19 protein-coding genes are annotated in these 14,857 nt (G+C 66.2%); 8 read left to right on the top strand and 11 right to left on the bottom strand.

Features of this window, described 5'->3' with window-relative positions:
- Window positions 1-52: 52 nt before the first annotated feature.
- From AAHS21_RS07570 to AAHS21_RS07540, 7 genes are all read left to right on the top strand, one after another.
- On the top strand, window positions 53-865 hold the full coding sequence (locus tag AAHS21_RS07570) for an enoyl-CoA hydratase-related protein (RefSeq protein WP_342927048.1): 813 nt from the start codon (window positions 53-55) through the stop codon (window positions 863-865).
- A 4-nt stretch (window positions 866-869) separates the two neighbouring features.
- Window positions 870-2,018 carry a thiolase family protein gene (locus tag AAHS21_RS07565; RefSeq protein ID WP_342927047.1) on the top strand — a complete coding sequence of 383 codons (1,149 nt, stop codon included), beginning with the start codon at window positions 870-872 and terminating at the stop codon, window positions 2,016-2,018.
- A gap of 102 nt (window positions 2,019-2,120) precedes the next feature.
- Window positions 2,121-2,714 (top strand): TetR family transcriptional regulator, encoded by a 594-nt coding sequence (locus AAHS21_RS07560; RefSeq protein WP_342927046.1) that lies wholly within the window; start codon window positions 2,121-2,123, stop codon window positions 2,712-2,714.
- 32 nt (window positions 2,715-2,746) lie between these two features.
- The gene (locus AAHS21_RS07555) at window positions 2,747-3,262 is read left to right on the top strand and encodes a hypothetical protein (RefSeq protein ID WP_342927045.1); all 516 of its coding nucleotides are present in this window, start codon (window positions 2,747-2,749) and stop codon (window positions 3,260-3,262) included.
- 130 nt (window positions 3,263-3,392) lie between these two features.
- The gene (locus AAHS21_RS07550; protein WP_342927044.1) at window positions 3,393-4,676 is read left to right on the top strand and encodes a cytochrome P450; all 1,284 of its coding nucleotides are present in this window, start codon (window positions 3,393-3,395) and stop codon (window positions 4,674-4,676) included.
- Entirely contained in the window at window positions 4,673-4,861 is a 189-nt protein-coding gene (locus tag AAHS21_RS07545; RefSeq protein ID WP_085223765.1) for a ferredoxin, read from the top strand. Before AAHS21_RS07550 ends, AAHS21_RS07545 begins: the two co-directional genes overlap by 4 nt.
- 30 nt (window positions 4,862-4,891) lie before the next feature.
- Window positions 4,892-5,185 (top strand): DUF1330 domain-containing protein, encoded by a 294-nt coding sequence (locus tag AAHS21_RS07540; protein WP_342927043.1) that lies wholly within the window; start codon window positions 4,892-4,894, stop codon window positions 5,183-5,185.
- Between the two features lie 3 nt (window positions 5,186-5,188).
- Here AAHS21_RS07540 and AAHS21_RS07535 read toward each other — a convergent pair whose 3' ends face one another.
- From AAHS21_RS07535 to AAHS21_RS07495, 9 genes are all read right to left on the bottom strand, one after another.
- On the bottom strand, window positions 5,189-5,389 hold the full coding sequence (locus tag AAHS21_RS07535; protein ID WP_090606577.1) for a ferredoxin: 201 nt from the start codon (window positions 5,387-5,389) through the stop codon (window positions 5,189-5,191).
- A 10-nt stretch (window positions 5,390-5,399) separates the two neighbouring features.
- The gene (locus tag AAHS21_RS07530) at window positions 5,400-6,605 is read right to left on the bottom strand and encodes a cytochrome P450 (protein ID WP_342927042.1); all 1,206 of its coding nucleotides are present in this window, start codon (window positions 6,603-6,605) and stop codon (window positions 5,400-5,402) included.
- Between the two features lie 120 nt (window positions 6,606-6,725).
- The gene (locus tag AAHS21_RS07525; RefSeq protein ID WP_342927041.1) at window positions 6,726-7,523 is read right to left on the bottom strand and encodes an NAD(P)-dependent oxidoreductase; all 798 of its coding nucleotides are present in this window, start codon (window positions 7,521-7,523) and stop codon (window positions 6,726-6,728) included.
- Window positions 7,524-7,530: 7 nt separating this feature from the next.
- On the bottom strand, window positions 7,531-8,346 hold the full coding sequence (locus AAHS21_RS07520; RefSeq protein WP_342927040.1) for an NAD(P)-dependent oxidoreductase: 816 nt from the start codon (window positions 8,344-8,346) through the stop codon (window positions 7,531-7,533).
- Window positions 8,343-9,233 (bottom strand): alpha/beta hydrolase, encoded by an 891-nt coding sequence (locus AAHS21_RS07515; RefSeq protein ID WP_342927039.1) that lies wholly within the window; start codon window positions 9,231-9,233, stop codon window positions 8,343-8,345. Before AAHS21_RS07515 ends, AAHS21_RS07520 begins: the two co-directional genes overlap by 4 nt.
- Window positions 9,230-10,894, bottom strand: coding sequence for an OB-fold domain-containing protein (locus tag AAHS21_RS07510; protein ID WP_342927038.1), 1,665 nt, complete (start codon window positions 10,892-10,894; stop codon window positions 9,230-9,232). Before AAHS21_RS07510 ends, AAHS21_RS07515 begins: the two co-directional genes overlap by 4 nt.
- 136 nt (window positions 10,895-11,030) lie before the next feature.
- Window positions 11,031-11,351: a hypothetical protein gene (locus AAHS21_RS07505; protein ID WP_342927037.1), complete on the bottom strand. Its 321-nt coding sequence runs from the start codon at window positions 11,349-11,351 to the stop codon at window positions 11,031-11,033.
- A 114-nt stretch (window positions 11,352-11,465) separates the two neighbouring features.
- Window positions 11,466-11,762, bottom strand: a complete 297-nt coding sequence (locus AAHS21_RS07500; protein ID WP_342927036.1) for a ferredoxin — start codon at window positions 11,760-11,762, stop codon at window positions 11,466-11,468.
- The gene (locus tag AAHS21_RS07495; protein WP_342927035.1) at window positions 11,759-13,060 is read right to left on the bottom strand and encodes an NADH-ubiquinone oxidoreductase-F iron-sulfur binding region domain-containing protein; all 1,302 of its coding nucleotides are present in this window, start codon (window positions 13,058-13,060) and stop codon (window positions 11,759-11,761) included. Before AAHS21_RS07495 ends, AAHS21_RS07500 begins: the two co-directional genes overlap by 4 nt.
- Window positions 13,061-13,096: 36 nt before the next feature.
- Here AAHS21_RS07495 and AAHS21_RS07490 point away from each other — a divergent pair, with 36 nt between their 5' ends.
- A complete protein-coding gene (locus tag AAHS21_RS07490; protein ID WP_342927034.1) occupies window positions 13,097-13,570 on the top strand; it encodes a hypothetical protein in 474 nt (157 codons plus the stop codon).
- A 5-nt stretch (window positions 13,571-13,575) separates the two neighbouring features.
- On the opposite strand, the gene AAHS21_RS07485 is transcribed toward AAHS21_RS07490, so the two are convergent.
- Both AAHS21_RS07485 and AAHS21_RS07480 read right to left on the bottom strand, forming a co-directional pair.
- Entirely contained in the window at window positions 13,576-14,442 is an 867-nt protein-coding gene (locus tag AAHS21_RS07485; RefSeq protein WP_342927033.1) for an alpha/beta hydrolase, read from the bottom strand.
- A 15-nt stretch (window positions 14,443-14,457) separates the two neighbouring features.
- Window positions 14,458-14,856, bottom strand: coding sequence for a Rieske 2Fe-2S domain-containing protein (locus AAHS21_RS07480; protein ID WP_090606541.1), 399 nt, complete (start codon window positions 14,854-14,856; stop codon window positions 14,458-14,460).
- Between the last annotated feature and the right edge of the window lies 1 nt (window position 14,857).

The raw sequence follows: 14,857 nt of genomic DNA, 5'->3' as shown, positions 1-14,857 counted from the left end.
CAGGTGCTGCCGGTGGACGGCGGCATGGTGACCTGACGTACGTTCGACCTCGATGACCACTACCGACGAAGCCGTGCTGTTGTGCGAGGACGACGATGGGGTGCGCACGCTGACCCTCAACCGTCCGCGCCGCAAGAACGCCATCAGCCCCGAGCTGTGGATCGCGTTGCGCGACGCGCTGCTGGAGGCGGGCCGTGACCACAACGTGCGTGCGGTGGTGATCACCGGTGCCGGCGGGGCGTTTTGCTCCGGCGCCGACATCGGTATTAGCGACGACATCCACCCGAAGTACAAGCTGCAACGCCTCACCGACGTCGCGCTGGCGCTGCACGAGCTGCCGAAACCGACGGTGGCCAAGGTGACGGGCGTCGCGGTCGGCGCCGGATGGAACCTGGCGCTGGGCTGCGATCTGGTGGTCGCAACGCCCGATTCCACGTTCTCGCAGATCTTTTCGAAACGGGGTTTGTCAATCGACCTCGGCGGCTCCTGGCTGTTGCCGAAACTCGTTGGCCTGCAACAGGCTAAGCGGCTGGCACTGCTGGCCGACACCATCGACGCCGCGGAAGCCTTCGCGCTGAACCTGGTCACCTGGGTGGTGTCGGCCGAGGAGATCGACACTTTCGTTCAGGATTTGGCCGGGCGGCTGGCGGCGGGTCCGCCGATTGCCTTGGCCCAGACCAAAGCCCTGCTGAACGAGGGCGCCGACCGCACCTTGCGCGACGCGCTGGCCAACGAGGCACGCGCGCAGATCGGCAACTTCGCGACCGCGGATGCGGCCGCCGCCTATGCCGCCTTCAGCGAGCGACGGGAGCCGTCGTTTACTGGCCGGTGGGCGTTATCGAAATCTGACCAGGAATCGGAGTAGAGACATGCGGGAGACGGTCATCGTCGAGGCGGTGCGCACGCCGGTCGGGAAACGCAACGGCGGACTGTCGGGCATGCACGCCGCGGACCTGTCCGCCCTCGTCCTCAACGAGGTGCTGGATCGCGCCGGGGTGGGACCGGAGATCATCGACGACGTGATCTGGGGATGTGTGTCTCAGGTCGGCGACCAGTCCAGCAACATCGGGCGCTACGCGGTATTGGCCGCCGGCTGGCCCGAGAGGATCCCCGGGACGACCGTCAACCGGGCCTGCGGTTCCAGTCAGCAGGCCCTGGACTTCGCGGTGCAGGCGGTGATGTCGGGCCAGCAGGACGTCGTCGTGGCAGGCGGGGTCGAGGTCATGAGTCGCGTACCGCTGGGTTCGGCGCGGGCGACCGGCATGCCCTACGGCCCGAAAGTCCTCGCCCGCTATGACGACTTCTCCTTCAACCAAGGTCTGTCCGCGGAGATGATCGCCAAGAAGTGGGGCTTTTCGCGCACCCAACTCGACGAATTCTCCGTTCAATCTCATGAACGGGCCGCGGCCGCGCAGGACAGCGGCGCCTTCACCAACCAGATGATCCCGGTCATCACCGACGACGAGGCCGTCGTCACCGCGGACGAGGGTGTGCGGCGGGGGAGCACGGTGGAAAAGCTGAGTGCGCTCAAGCCCGCCTTCGCCGAGGACGGCGTCATTCACGCCGGCAATTCCTCACAGATCTCCGATGGTGCCGCCGCGCTGCTGGTGACCACCTCGGAAATGGCAGTCGAGCTGGGGCTGACACCGATCGTGCGCTACCGCGCCGGAGCCGTCACCGGGGCGGACCCGGTGCTGATGCTCACCGGTCCCATTCCGGCCACCGAAAGGGTGCTGAATAAGGCGGGTGTCTCGCTGGCAGAGGTCGGTGCATTCGAGGTCAACGAGGCCTTCGCGCCGGTCCCGCTGGCCTGGATCGCCGAGACCGGCGCCGAGCCGGGCCTGGTCAATCCGCTGGGCGGCGCCATCGCACTGGGCCACCCGCTGGGCGCGTCGGGGGCGGTGCTGATGACCCGGTTGGCGCACCATATGCGCGATAACGGCATTCGCTACGGGCTGCAGACTATGTGCGAGGGCGGCGGCACGGCCAATGCCACCCTGGTCGAATTGGTCGCCTAGCGCTTTTCATGAGTCCGCCTGAGCCGGTTGTCACAGGCGGGAAACCTACCTACTGTGTGTTCAGAAGGTTGGTTGAGCCCGCCGATCGGCCAAAGGAGCCCGGTGCCAGACGCACGGCGTTACGACACGCTTCTCGCCAAAGGTGAGGACCGCAAGCAGCGGATCCTCGCGGTCGCCCAGCGTCTGCTGATTCGCAACGGCTGGCGCAACACCACGCTGGCCCAGATCGCCGGCGAGGCCGGCGTCACCCCCGCGGGGCTGCTGCACCACTTCGAGTCCAAGGAACAGCTGCTGCACGCGGTCCTGGACGCCCGCGATCAGGACGACGATTCGCACGCCGACCGCGCCGGCGACCTGATGGCCCAGATCTCCGCGGTCGCCGATCGGTTCCACCGCGCGCCCGAATTGGTCGGCACGTTCACGGTGCTGCTGGTCGAGAACATTCAACCCGACGCTCCGTTACACGACCGGATGCTCGACCGGCACCGGCAAGCCGTCGACATCGTTGCCGACCTCATCCGCTCCGGTCAGGCCGACGGCCGGTACCGCGCAGACATCGACCCCACCATCAAGGCAGTGGAGATACTCGCCTTCGTCCACGGAATGGAAACCACATGGTTGCTCGATCCTTCGATACCGCTGACCGAGGTGTTCAAGCAGTACGCCGAGACGCTGGCGCGCGACTTCGCGCCTTAGAAAAAGCTACGGACAAGGCCGCTGAGCACGACATGAGGTACCGACTCGACGTCGTCGCCTCCAGCGTCGTCGACGTGGTCCGGTTCGCCGGGGGGTGGCTGTTCGACCGGTCGATGGCCGGATGGGACGTCACCGTCCTGCTCACCGACCTGGCCGACCACTCCGATCTTCGGCCGCTGCAGATCATCGGGGCCCGCACCCTCGACCTCGACCGCGCGCTGGAGTCGGTCGACGACCGTCCCCGCCCGCAGGCGCTGGCGGCCGCGGCCGATCTGTTGGGTTGCGATTCGCGGGTGCGCCAGGGCGTCTTGCGGGCGCTCGATCACGGCGTCACCGAGGTCACGCTGTGGGGTGACACCTGGCCCGCGGAGCTCGATGGCAGCGTCGGCCAGGTACTACACCGGCTGAGCATGGCCGCCCAGATGTTCAAGGCCAAGGCGCTGGCCGCCGCGGCGATGCCCGAGCACTCGATTGGTCACACGGAGAACTTTCGCAGCGGGCTGCTGGCGTGTCCGTCGGTGGCTGCCGATCTGGTCCCGGCTGGTTGAGCCCCAGGGCACTGCACTCCTGCGCTGACCGCTTGGCGGCACCCGTCGTTGACGGCGATCCCGCCGTGTGGAAATCTAATGCTCATCTCTGAGAGGCTCATTCTCATTGCTGAGATTCGAACGGAGCAAGATGACGAACGACTTCTCCAAGATGGACTTCTTCCGAGGCAAAGAGCTCATCGCGGACCCGTACCCCTACTACGAGTCGCTGCGCCAGCAGTGCCCGGTGGCCCGCGAAGAGCACCACGGGGTCACGATGGTCACCGGCTGGGAAGAGGCCTGCGCCGTGCTGAACGACGCCGACACCTGGTCCTCGTGCATCTCGGTGACCGGGCCGTTTCCCGGCTTCCCGGTGAGCCTGGAGGGTCTGGAAGACAGTGATATCACCGACCTGATCGAAAAGCATCGCGACGAGCTGCCGTTCAGCGACCAGCTGCCCACCCTCGACCCGCCCACCCACACCAATCACCGCTCGCTGCTGATGCGGCTGATCACCCCCAAGCGCCTCAAGGAGAACGAGGACGCGATGTGGGCGCTCGCCGACCAGGCCCTCGACGACTTCCTGGCACCCGGGCACGGCGAATGGATCAAGGGCTTCGCCGGCCCCTTCACCCTGCTGGTGATCGCCGACCTGCTGGGCGTGCCGATGGAAGACCGCGACAAGTTCGTCAAGGGCATCGCCGAGCACGCCGGTGGTGGGATTGGCGGCACCGGCAAGGAATCGCTGTCACACAGCCCGCTGGAATTCCTGTACGGGCTGTTCTCCGACTATGTCCGCGACCGACGGCAGAATCCTCGCGATGACGTGCTGACCGGGCTGGCGACCGCCACCTTCCCCGACGGTTCGACACCGGATGTCGGAGACGTCGCGCGCGTTGCCGCCAACGTCTTCTCCGCGGGCCAGGAGACCACGGTTCGGCTGCTGGGCGCGGCGTTGCAGACACTGGGCGAGCGCTCCGACATCCAGGCGCAGTTGCGCAAGGACCGCAGCCTGCTGCCCAACTTCATCGAGGAGTCGCTTCGCCACGAGAGCCCGGTCAAGGGCGACTTCCGGATGAACCGGCGGCCCGTCAAGGTCGGTGGTGTAGACCTGCCGACCGGCACCACCGTGATGATCGTGCAGGCGGCGGCCAACCGCGACCCGCGCCGGTTCGAAGATCCCACCACATTCGATCCCACCCGCAAGAACGCCCGACAGCACATCTCGTTCGGGCGCGGCATCCATAGCTGCCCGGGCGCGCCGTTGGCGCGGGCCGAAACCCGCGTGGCGATCGAGCGGCTGCTGGATCGCACGACCGACATCAGGATCAGCGAGGAGATGCACGGGCCGGCGAATGACCGCCGCTACCAATATGTTCCGACCTACATTCTGCGTGGCCTGAGCGAATTGCACTTGGAGTTCACGCTGGCATGAAAGTCTGGGTAGACGACCAGCGCTGTCGCGGCCACGGTATGTGCCTCACGCTCTGTCCAGACGTCTTCAGCCTGACTGACGACGGCTACGCAGAAGCGATAGATTCCGATGTCCCAACGGAATTGGAAGCCGCTACCCAGGAGGCCATCGAGTGCTGTCCCGAACAGGCGATCAGCGAGAAGTAGCGAAATACACCGTCGGATAAGGAGATCGCAGTGCCTAACGGGCCAAAAGGGTACGTCATCCTCACCGAGGCCATCAAGGACCCAGAGGGCATGAAGGCTTACGGCAAGGCTGCCGGCTCGGCGATGAGCGGGGCCACCATTCTCGCGGTGGATACCGCGCCGGAAGTCATCGAGGGCGACTGGCACGGCGACCAGACCGTCGTGCTGGAGTTCGAATCCGTCGATGCCGCCCGCGCCTGGTACGAATCCGAGGGCTACCAGAAGGCGGCCAAACTGCGCCAGGCGGCCGCCGACTGCAACGCGGTCATCCTCTCCGGATTCTGACCGCTATTCTCCGACGATCGCGATTGCCTGCCGAGGGCATTGACGGACGGCCTCGCGCACGTCCGCCTCGTTCTCCGGGGTGACTTCTTCGGTGTGAACGGTCAGCATGTCGTCATCACCGAGCTCGAAGATGTCGGGGTTGATGCCCATACAGACACCATTGCTCTCGCAGAGTCCCCAATCGACCTCGATCTTCCTCGTCATCGTGGCCCCCTCATCGAAGCACTTTGACGGGCACGCTTTTCCAGCCCGCCACGTTTTGCATGGTTACCCGCTTGCACCCCGACCAGTCCACCTCGTAGCGAGGCATGAAGTCCAGCAGTCGCTCCAGTGCGATTCTGCTTTCCAAGCGGGCCAGAGCGGCGCCGAGGCAGCTGTGAATGCCATATCCCAGGCCGAGATGCTGGGCCTCGGTCTGGTCGCGCTCGATGTCGAACGTGTCGGCGTCGGTGAACGCATCGCTGTCGCGGTTGGCCGCTGCGCCGCATAGGAATACCGGCTTGAAGGGGGGAATCACGCCGCCGCTGACGTGTGCCTCTTTGAGGGTGTAGCGGACGTTGTACTGCACCGGCCCCTCGTAGCGCAATAACTCTTCGACGGCCCCCGGGATCTTCTCGCGGTCGTCCTGTAGCTTCTGCCACTGGTCGGGGTGCCGGGCGAAGATGACCGCCGCGTTGCCCATCAGTTTGGTGACGGTCTCGGCGCCGGCACCGCCCAGAAGGGTTGCGAACCCGCAGATCTCGATGTCGTCGAGTTTGCGGGGCTGACCGTCGTCGGTGGGGATCTCGGCCGCGATCAACCTGCTGATCATGTCGTCTTGCGGGTCCGCGCGCCGCTGCTGAATCAGACCGTAGTAATACATCGCGGTCTCGATGTTGGCCTGCATTCCGGCCTCGCTGATCTCGATCTGTCCGGGTTCGTGATGCAGGCTGGTGTCGATCCAGTGCCGCACCTGCTGGCGGTATTCCTCTGGCACACCGGCCATCCGGGTGATGACCTCCACCGGGAACGGCCCGGAGAAGTCCTGCACCACGTCGAAGTTCTCCGGATCGCAGGCGTCCAGGTACTTGTCGATCACCTCGATGATCGTTTCGCGCTGCGATTGGACGGCCCGAGGGGTGAACGCCTTGTTGAGCAGGCTGCGCATGTGGCGGTGGTCCGGCGGGTCCATGAAGATGATCGACCGCTGCTCAGGCGAGACACCCCGGCGCACCATTGCCAGGTCGCACCCGCGCGCCGAGGAGTACGTCTCGAAGTCCTTGAATGCCGCCGCCACGTCTTCGTGGCGGGTCAGCGCGTAGAAGTCCTCTTTCTCGTCGTAGTACAACGGCGCGTCTTCGCGCATCCGCGCATAGATCTCGAACGGATTGTTGTAAAAGTCGTCGGAGTACGGATCAAAGAGAACTTTCGGCTTTGTCACTGACATGCTCCTCAGCGGCGAGGGTTAGGGCGGGCTGGAACCGTTACGATTGAATGCCTGACTGTAACGCTAACGGTAGCGCTTTCGTCGCGAACCGGGAAGAACCGAAGTGCCGACACGTCAAACCTTTCCGCCGACATTGAGGACGTCGATGACGCCGTCGAGCGCACCGAGGTCTGCGGCGGTGCCGCGCACGGCCGCGACGTCTTTTCCGATGAATTCCCCGGCCACCTCCAGGAACGCCGCGATCGAGCCCGTTGCGGCCACGATGTCCAGCACCCGGCTGGTGGCGCTGCCGTGCGCCAACGCGCTCAGTAGGGTCGGTTCCGCAACGCCCAGGCGCTCGCCCAGCCGGATTGACTCGGCGAGCAGCCCGAGGTGGCCGGCGAACAGTGCATTGTTGACCAGCTTCACCGTCTGACCGGCGCCGCGCGGGCCGACGTGCAGTACCGGATCGCCGTAGCAGCCCAATACTGTTTGCAGTCGGGCCACAGCGGCATCCGGACCGCCGACGAACAGCGTGAGGGTGCCCGCCGCGATGTCGTGCGGGCCGCCGCTGACCGCGGCGTCAACCACCTGGACATGGCCCGCCTGGGCCGCGATGGCCTCGATCGTCTCGGGGCGGGTCGTGGTGTGCACCACCAGCGTCGAACCCGTCGGCATGGCCGACAGCAGTGAGCCGTCCAGGCAGACCTGTCGCACCTGCTCGTCGGTGAACACGCAGAGCACCACCACATCGGCCCGCGTGGCGGCGTCGGTCACCGAGTTCACCACGGCTACGCCCAGCTGCTCGAGATCGTGACGCCGGGCGTCGTCCGTCGCGTCGCGGACCAAGACCGCGACGTCGTGGCCGGCCGCGGCGAGACGGGCCACCATGGGACGGCCCATCCGCCCGGCCCCGACGAACCCGACTTTCACCGCGCCTTCATCGGGGATTACCCATCATTGCCAGCGCGGCGTCGGCCGCGTCGAGGACGGCGCCCCCGCGAGCGGCGGCCGCCTCGGCGAGGTCGACGATCAGTCGCACGTCCTTCTGCAGCAACGTTCCCGCCACACCGGCCAGCCGGTCCAGGCCACCGCTTCCGCCGATGACATTGAGCGCGAAGCTGTTTCCGCTGCCGCGTGAGACGACTTCGATGAGCCGCTCCGGTGCGACGCCGAGGGACTGCGCCAGCGAAAGGGCGGTGGCCGCGGTCCCCAGGTTCGCGGTGAACAACAGGTTGTTGAGCAGCTTGGTGGTTTGGCCGGTGCCCAGTTCGCCGAGGTGGACGACGGGATCGCCATAGGTTTCGAAGACGGGGCGGCAGCGCTCGACGGCGTCGGTTTCGCCGCCGACCATCACCATCAAACGTCCCTGCGCCGCAGCCGGACCGCCGCCGCTGACCGGTGCGTCCAGCACCGAAACACCTTTACTTGCAACCTTTTCCGCTATTGCGAAACAGGTGTTGGGGTGCACAGTGCTGTGCACCGCGATCACACTGTCCGGCTGGAGGCCTGCGAACAGGCCCTGGTCACCGGTGGCGATTTCCTCGATGTCGGCCTCGCCGACCACGCACAGGCAGACCAGATCGCTGGCGGCGGCGAGTTCGGCGGGTGAGGACGCGATTTCCGCCGGGGTGTCGGCGAACGGCTCGACCGACGCGGGCCGGCGCGCCCACAGGGTGGTCGCGAATCCGCCTTCGACGATCCGCCGGGCCATGGGGCCGCCCTGGCTGCCCAATCCGATGAATCCGACCCTCATCCGGCGGCCTCTTCGTCGGTTGAACGCGCGGCCACGCACTCGTCGACGAACCCCAGAACCTTCGCGTGGTATTCCGGGGCGCAGTGGCCGAGGCTGATGTTGTGGCCGGCGTCAGGCTGCCGGTGCAGGGCGAATCGCGGCACGCCGGAGAACATCGAGACGATCTCCTGCACCGCCGAATCATCGGTCTGCCAGACCTTTTCGTGCTCGGCGATACTGAAGTGCACCGGCACCCGCACGGCGGGGGCTAGCGTCGGGAAGGTTTGACGGGCCCAGTCCGACACCATCTGGTCCTCATAGGAGGGAGCCGAGGGGGATACCGTCGCTCCGCCGAGCACCTCGGTCGGATACATCTCCTGCGGGCTCCACAGCAGGTCGCGCATGCCCGGCGGGCGGCGTTCGCGGGTCGCTGTTCTGAGTATTTCTTTGGCTGCCGGGTGATAGTGCCGGCCGGTGCCGGCCAATTCGATGCCGAGCAGCTCGGCGCCGCGTTCGTCGGCGGCCATCCGCATCGTCAGCTCGCAGCCGCCTGAATGGCCCATCACGAACAGACCTGCGCCGCTTGGTCGTTCGCCGATGATGCGTTCGACGGCGCCGTATGCCAGGTTGACGCGCTGGTCGCCCTCGGCCATCGCCTCGGGGTAGGGCGCCGAACTGCCGTAGCCGGGCCGGTCGAGCGCCACCACGGTGAATCCCGCTGCCGCGCCGGTGCGTAGGAGCGAATACGACGGATGGCCGGGGCAGTCGAAATAGACCGCGGTGGTGCCGCCGCCGTGGATGGCCACGATCACGGCCTTGGGGTCGTCGGCTTCGCACACCACCGCCGACATCGGCACCCCGCCGACGATTACCAGCCGGGGTCGCGGAGTCGGCGCGCCAGTGCTCATGTGTCGGCTCGCAGCAGGAGCACGCCGCTGGGGGTGAGGCCGCCGCTGCTGACCACCCCGACCCGGGCATCGGCGACCTGACGGTCGCCCGCCGTGCCGCGCAATTGGGTGATGGCCTCGTGCAGCAGGCCCATGCCGTGGGTGCGGCCATGCGAGAGTTGGCCGCCGTGCGTGTTGAGCGGCAGCTGGCCGTCGCGGGCGATATTCTTGCCGCCGTCCAAAAACTCTTTGGCCTCACCGATTCCGCAGAAGCCCAGCGCCTCGATCCAGGACAGACAGTTGAACGAAAAGCCGTCGTAGAGCTCGGCGACGTCGACGTCGGCGGGCCGCAGCGAGGTGCGCGTCCACACATGCGCGGACTGGCCCAGCACCTGCGGCTCATGGGTCAGCGTGCTCTGGTCCCAGTCGAGTCGCTCGACGATCTGCGTTCCGACCGCCTCGACCAGGACCGGGGGCTTGGCCATATCGTGGGCCACGTCAATGGCGGAGACGATCACGGCGATCGCGCCGTCGCACGGTACATCGCAGTCGTACAGGCCGAACGGCGTCGTGATGGGCCGCGCGTTGAGATAGTCGTCCATCGTCATCGGGGTTCGGTAGATGGCGGTCGGGTTGAGTTCGGCGTTCGCCCGCTGGTTCAGCGCGATCCAGCCCAGCGTTTCTTTGGTGGTGCCGTATCGCTGAAAGTGGCGCTGCGCGTTCATCGCCAACGTGTGCGCCGCGGAGGTCGCACCAAATGGCATCTGCCAGCCCGACATTCGGCCCGCGGAAGCACCGGCCGGGGTGATCTTGCCCTGCTTCATCAGCTCGCTGTTGGTGGTTTCCCACAGCGTTCGGAAGCAGAGCACGTGACGCGCCAGCCCGCAGGCGACCGCGAGCATCGCGGCGATCACCGAGCCGCCCGGGCCGAACGTCTCCATCGCGCCGTTGTGCCACGTCGGCCGAATACCCAGCGCCCCCTCGAGAGCGGTGGTGCCACCCTCCCCGAATCCGCCGACATTGATCGCGCCGGGGTAGGTGGACAGGCCGTCGATGTCGGCGTAGGTGAGGCCGGCGTCGGCGATCGCGGCCTCGCACGCCCGCACCGTCAGCGCCAGCGGCGGTTGCATCAGCCGCCGGCCGATCGGTGACATGCCGATCCCGGTCAGCGCCACCTTGTCTTCGAACTTGTCGGTGGTGAGCATCGGGCGCACGTATTCGCCGAAGCGTTCCGGTGCGATCTCGTCGACCGGCAGCGCAGCGGGCCCGGCGTCGGGGATGGGCCGAAACAGCGGAAACCACACGTCCTCGACCTGCTCGAAGACGACCTCGACCTGTTGACCGAGCTCGAGCTGATCGGGCTCGCAGTCCACGATGTTGGTCGTTAATCGCACCCGCGGGTCTTCGGCGATCGCAACCTGCGCGATCACAAACGGCGCCGCCAGCCCGGGCAGGCTGAACCGCTCGTTGATGGTGAAGCCGGCCAGCGTCGCCGTGCCGGAAACCGTGCGCACTCCGATATCCAGCGACCGGCAATAACGGCACACCGGCGCAGGCGGGTGGATCAGGGATTGGCAGGCCCGACATTCCTGCAGCCGTAGCTTGCCATCGGCCCCCGAGGTCCAGAAAAACTCGTTCTCCTGCGTGACCAGGGGCAATGGGCGTCCCGGTGCTGCTGACACGTCACCTCCGCGAGTCGAACGGCCCGTGGGTGCAACGTGGTAGGCCCGTTATACGAATCGGAGAATTACGTTATCACTGCCAAGCAGGCGTGAGCCAGAAGGCGTGGCTCGCCGATTGGGACCATGACCGTCGGCGTCAGTACGGCACCCAGACGCCGTCGAAATAGGCACCCCATTGGTGAAAGCCGACGCTCCACATCGGATCGTTCGGTGACCACCACGGCCGTGGCGGTGGGGGCGGGACGTCAAGCCCGGCGAACGACGGCGCGTACGCCGGCGGGGCCACATACCACGCGGGCACCGGGGGCGGCGGTTTGCACTCGAACGTCGCCTGATTCCACGACATGTTCGAATCGCATTGCGCCCAGCTGATTCCCGGCGTCGCGATCACCGCCGTCGCCATTGCCCCGAAAACCACCGCAATGACGACGGTCAGGCGACGAATAAACCACCCCATGACGGTCCTCCTCTGTGGAGCTGTCCCGGCCTCGGCTGGCCTCAGTTTATTCCGTAGCGAGCACGGCGTCGAAGTCGAGTTGCCTGGTCGGCTACGAGTCAGAGCCGGGAAAGCTCAACGGGTGAAGCCCCATTCGGCTTCGTTCTCGTCGGTTTTGAGATGCTCGGCCGGATCGTCTGCCTCGGTGAGCGGTAGCGAGACGGCGGGAAAGATGCGTTCACCGATCTCGGTGATGGCATGCACCGGGCAATCCATCAGTGCGCGCAACACGGCGTCGCGATCCGCTTCGGCCACGGTGCCGTCCCCGATCAGCGATGCATAACCCCAGTCGTCCAGTGAGAAATATCCGGGTGCGTACTTGGCGCAAACTCCGAAGCCGTCACAAATGGTGCGGTCCAGACGGATTTTCATGCTTGCCTCAGAGCTTGCGCCTCGTAGGGACGTTCGGCGCGGAATGCGCCGCCGGCGCAATCCGGACAGGTTTTGTCGAGATGCGCGGCGACCTCGGCGGGGAACTGGTCGAGCAGGCTCGCGGCCACATTGGTGGCGGCATCAAGTGTGGCGCAGGCGCCGCGCCCGCGCAGCAGCACCGACCAGCGGCGCAACCGGTCGACGTCCTCTTTGGTTGCGGCGCCGTCGCGCAGCGCCCCGGCGGCGGCCGCCATCGCCGCCGTCCCGTTGAAGCAGGAACCGCATTGGCCGGCATTCTCGCGGTCGAAATAGGCCAGCACGGCGGCCGCGACCGCGACGGGGCAATCATCGGTGATCACCGAGACCGCGCCGCAGCCCAGGCCGCTGCCCAGGCGCCGCATCGTCTCGTGGTCCAGCGTGGTCCCCAGCACCGCACGGTTGAGCAGACCCGCGAAGTATCCACCCGTCAGCGCACCCCGCACGCCTTCAGGGGAAATCCCGTGCAGGGCAAGCAGTTCGGTGAACGCCAGACCATAGGGCAGTTCGTACAGCACCGGCGGCTTGCCGGCACCGGTGATCGTGGCCAAGAATGTGCCGGTCGACAGCGACGTGCCCTGCGAGCGGAACGCCGCCGAACCGTTGCCCTGTACGTAAGGCAGATTGGCCAGCGTCTCGACATTGCTGACCAGCGTGGGCAGCTCATCGACGCCCGCTTCGAATGGGCGTGGCGGCTTGTCGGCCGGCTTGGCCGGACCCCCGTTGATCACCCGAACCGCGGCGGTCTCCTCGCCGGCCACGTATCCGGGCTGGACGGTCAACACGCGGACCGCGGCCCCGAGGGTGTCGGAATCGAGCTCGCCGAGCGCGGTTTCGACGCTGTAGGCCGACTCGGGGTCGGACACGTACACGTAGGCGCGGTCAGCGGCCACCACCGCCGCGGCCAATCGCAGTCCGTCCAGCACCAGATGGGGGCGGTTGCGCAGCAGCCAGCGGTCCTTGACCGAAGCCGGTTCTCCCTCTTCGCCATTCGCGATGACCACGGGCGCAGCGGTGATCAGACGGCCGTTGTCGCGCACGGTGCGCAACTTGACCGCCAGCGGGAAGGCCGCGCCGCCGCGGCCGACGAGTCCACTGGCTTCGACTTCGCCGAGCAATGCCTCGGCGCCGGCGAGCGGACGGTAGCCGCCGAGCTGTCGGTATGCGGCCAGGTCTTCCCGACCGGCTTGCGCGCGCAGCAGCCGCGGTGTGCACCCGGGAAGCGTGGCGGTGGTGATCATGGTGGACTGGGTGGTGTTCAAAGCTGGCCTGCCATCGTCTTAGTTAGGCTTGCGCCCATGCGAACTGCGGTGGTGCGTGTCAACGTCGACCCGGAAGGTGTGCTGACGCCGGCCCAACTACGTGACGGCATGGCAGCGCTCCTGGAGCTCGCGGGTCACGCCGGTGCCGGCGTGGTCGAGAACGACCTCCCGGCCATGCCCCAAGGGCGCCGTGAAGTCGAATTGCTCATCGCGGCGGAGAACGGCGAGATGGCCAAAGACGCCGCGATCGGGTTGTGCGCCAAAGTGTTCAGCAATAAGCCCGTCCCAGGTGTGGTCACCTTTGTCAGCCGCGGAACCGATGACGACGCCTACGGCGTACTGTCCGGGTTCGGGCTCAGCGGTGACATCGTGCGCACGCCCGGCGACGAGGGATTCGACATCGTCTACGTCACGGTGCGCGAGGCGGATCTGGAACGGATTCCGGAAAGCCGGGTCCACACGGCGCTGGAAGCGTCGCTCAACTGCGAGGTACACATTCGCACCGTGTGACGCCATCACGAGGCCAGGAATTCGAGGATCGGGGGTGCTGCCTGCACCCAGGTGTCGAACATGTTGAAGTGCTTCACCCGGCCCGACGCGCGGTCCTCGGAGGCACGCTCCCAGGCGTCCTCGGGCCACGGCGGGTCGATGAGCTTTGATCCCTTGATCAGGCAGCTGACTTCCAGCGACGTCCGCTTGGGGTGATCCATGTCGTTCTCGCCGCCACGGATGATCAACGTGGGAACCTTTATCCGGTCGAACATTTCGTCCTCGACACCGGGAATCGTCTGCCCCGGCTTGGAAACGAATGCGTTGAGCCAGCGCAGCATCAGCTTGAGGAAGTCGTCGGAGTCGAAGTCGAGGAACCGTTGCTTGTTGGCCGGGTTCTGCGCGATGCGCTCTTTCCACTCGGTCACGTTGATCACGCCATCCATGCCGGTGCCGCGCACCGCGAGGATGCTGGGGATGATGTAGAAGGAGCCCAGCACGAACGAGCCGTAGATGCCACCGACGATGTTCCACACCACGAGCTTGGTGACCATCTCCGGGTAGAGCATCGTGGTCAGCATGGAATCCCTTGCCCCACCGGATCCTCCGGCAAGAATGCAGCGTTCGAAGCCCAGGCCGGTCACCAGTTTGTGCAGGGTCTCGGCGCGCATGTGCGACTCGCTTTGGCCGTAGAACTGCACATCGGACGCCCCACAGTTGGGCCGATCCCACAGCAGCACCCGGTAACCGCCCGCGGCCAGTGCATCCGCGAGTGGACGCAGACCTTCGATTTCCTTACTGAACCGCCCGCCGGGGGTCAGAGCAATGAGATCGCCTGAGTCACCGAGGATTTCGTAGACGACATTTCCCCCGTTGATCTCAATTGATGGCACGCGATTCTCCTGTAGTTAGGCCTGAACCAGAACGTCGTTGCCGACGACCCGCACCGGGTAGGTGCGAATACTCCACTCCGGCTTAACCGCGGTGGTGCCGGTCGCCAGCTCGAAACCCCATTGGTGCCAAGGGCAGTAGATGAACTCCAGGTCGCGCACCATCACGGCGTCGCCGGGCACGGATTCGTCGACGATCGTGCGTCCCCGGGCACGCCCCGAACACAGCGGACCGCCTTCGTGCGGGCAGTAATTCGCGATCGCGTAGAAGGTGCCGTTGACGTTGTAGACACCGACACCGTGACGCCCGATCGGTACCAGCTTGTGCTTGCCCGGCGGAATCTCGTCTACGGTGGCGACGACGTGCTCGCGGCCCTGGGCGAGGCGTGGCTCGGGCCGTTTCGTTTCTTCTGACAAT

It is taken from the genome of Mycobacterium sp. 050272, from assembly GCF_039023525.1.
Lineage (GTDB): Bacteria > Actinomycetota > Actinomycetes > Mycobacteriales > Mycobacteriaceae > Mycobacterium.
The sequence above is the reverse complement of the archived record's forward strand: the minus strand, read 5'-3'. Positions and strand labels throughout refer to the sequence as shown.

Coding starts and splice junctions, on each gene's coding strand:
- AAHS21_RS07570 (WP_342927048.1), top strand. CDS start 53: ATGACCACTACCGACGAAGCCGTGCTGTTGTGCGAGGACGACGATGGG.
- AAHS21_RS07565 (WP_342927047.1), top strand. CDS start 870: ATGCGGGAGACGGTCATCGTCGAGGCGGTGCGCACGCCGGTCGGGAAA.
- AAHS21_RS07555 (WP_342927045.1), top strand. CDS start 2,747: ATGAGGTACCGACTCGACGTCGTCGCCTCCAGCGTCGTCGACGTGGTC.
- AAHS21_RS07550 (WP_342927044.1), top strand. CDS start 3,393: ATGACGAACGACTTCTCCAAGATGGACTTCTTCCGAGGCAAAGAGCTC.
- AAHS21_RS07545 (WP_085223765.1), top strand. CDS start 4,673: ATGAAAGTCTGGGTAGACGACCAGCGCTGTCGCGGCCACGGTATGTGC.
- AAHS21_RS07535 (WP_090606577.1), bottom strand. CDS start 5,389: ATGACGAGGAAGATCGAGGTCGATTGGGGACTCTGCGAGAGCAATGGT.
- AAHS21_RS07520 (WP_342927040.1), bottom strand. CDS start 8,346: ATGAGGGTCGGATTCATCGGATTGGGCAGCCAGGGCGGCCCCATGGCC.
- AAHS21_RS07515 (WP_342927039.1), bottom strand. CDS start 9,233: ATGAGCACTGGCGCGCCGACTCCGCGACCCCGGCTGGTAATCGTCGGC.
- AAHS21_RS07505 (WP_342927037.1), bottom strand. CDS start 11,351: ATGGGGTGGTTTATTCGTCGCCTGACCGTCGTCATTGCGGTGGTTTTC.
- AAHS21_RS07500 (WP_342927036.1), bottom strand. CDS start 11,762: ATGAAAATCCGTCTGGACCGCACCATTTGTGACGGCTTCGGAGTTTGC.
- AAHS21_RS07490 (WP_342927034.1), top strand. CDS start 13,097: ATGCGAACTGCGGTGGTGCGTGTCAACGTCGACCCGGAAGGTGTGCTG.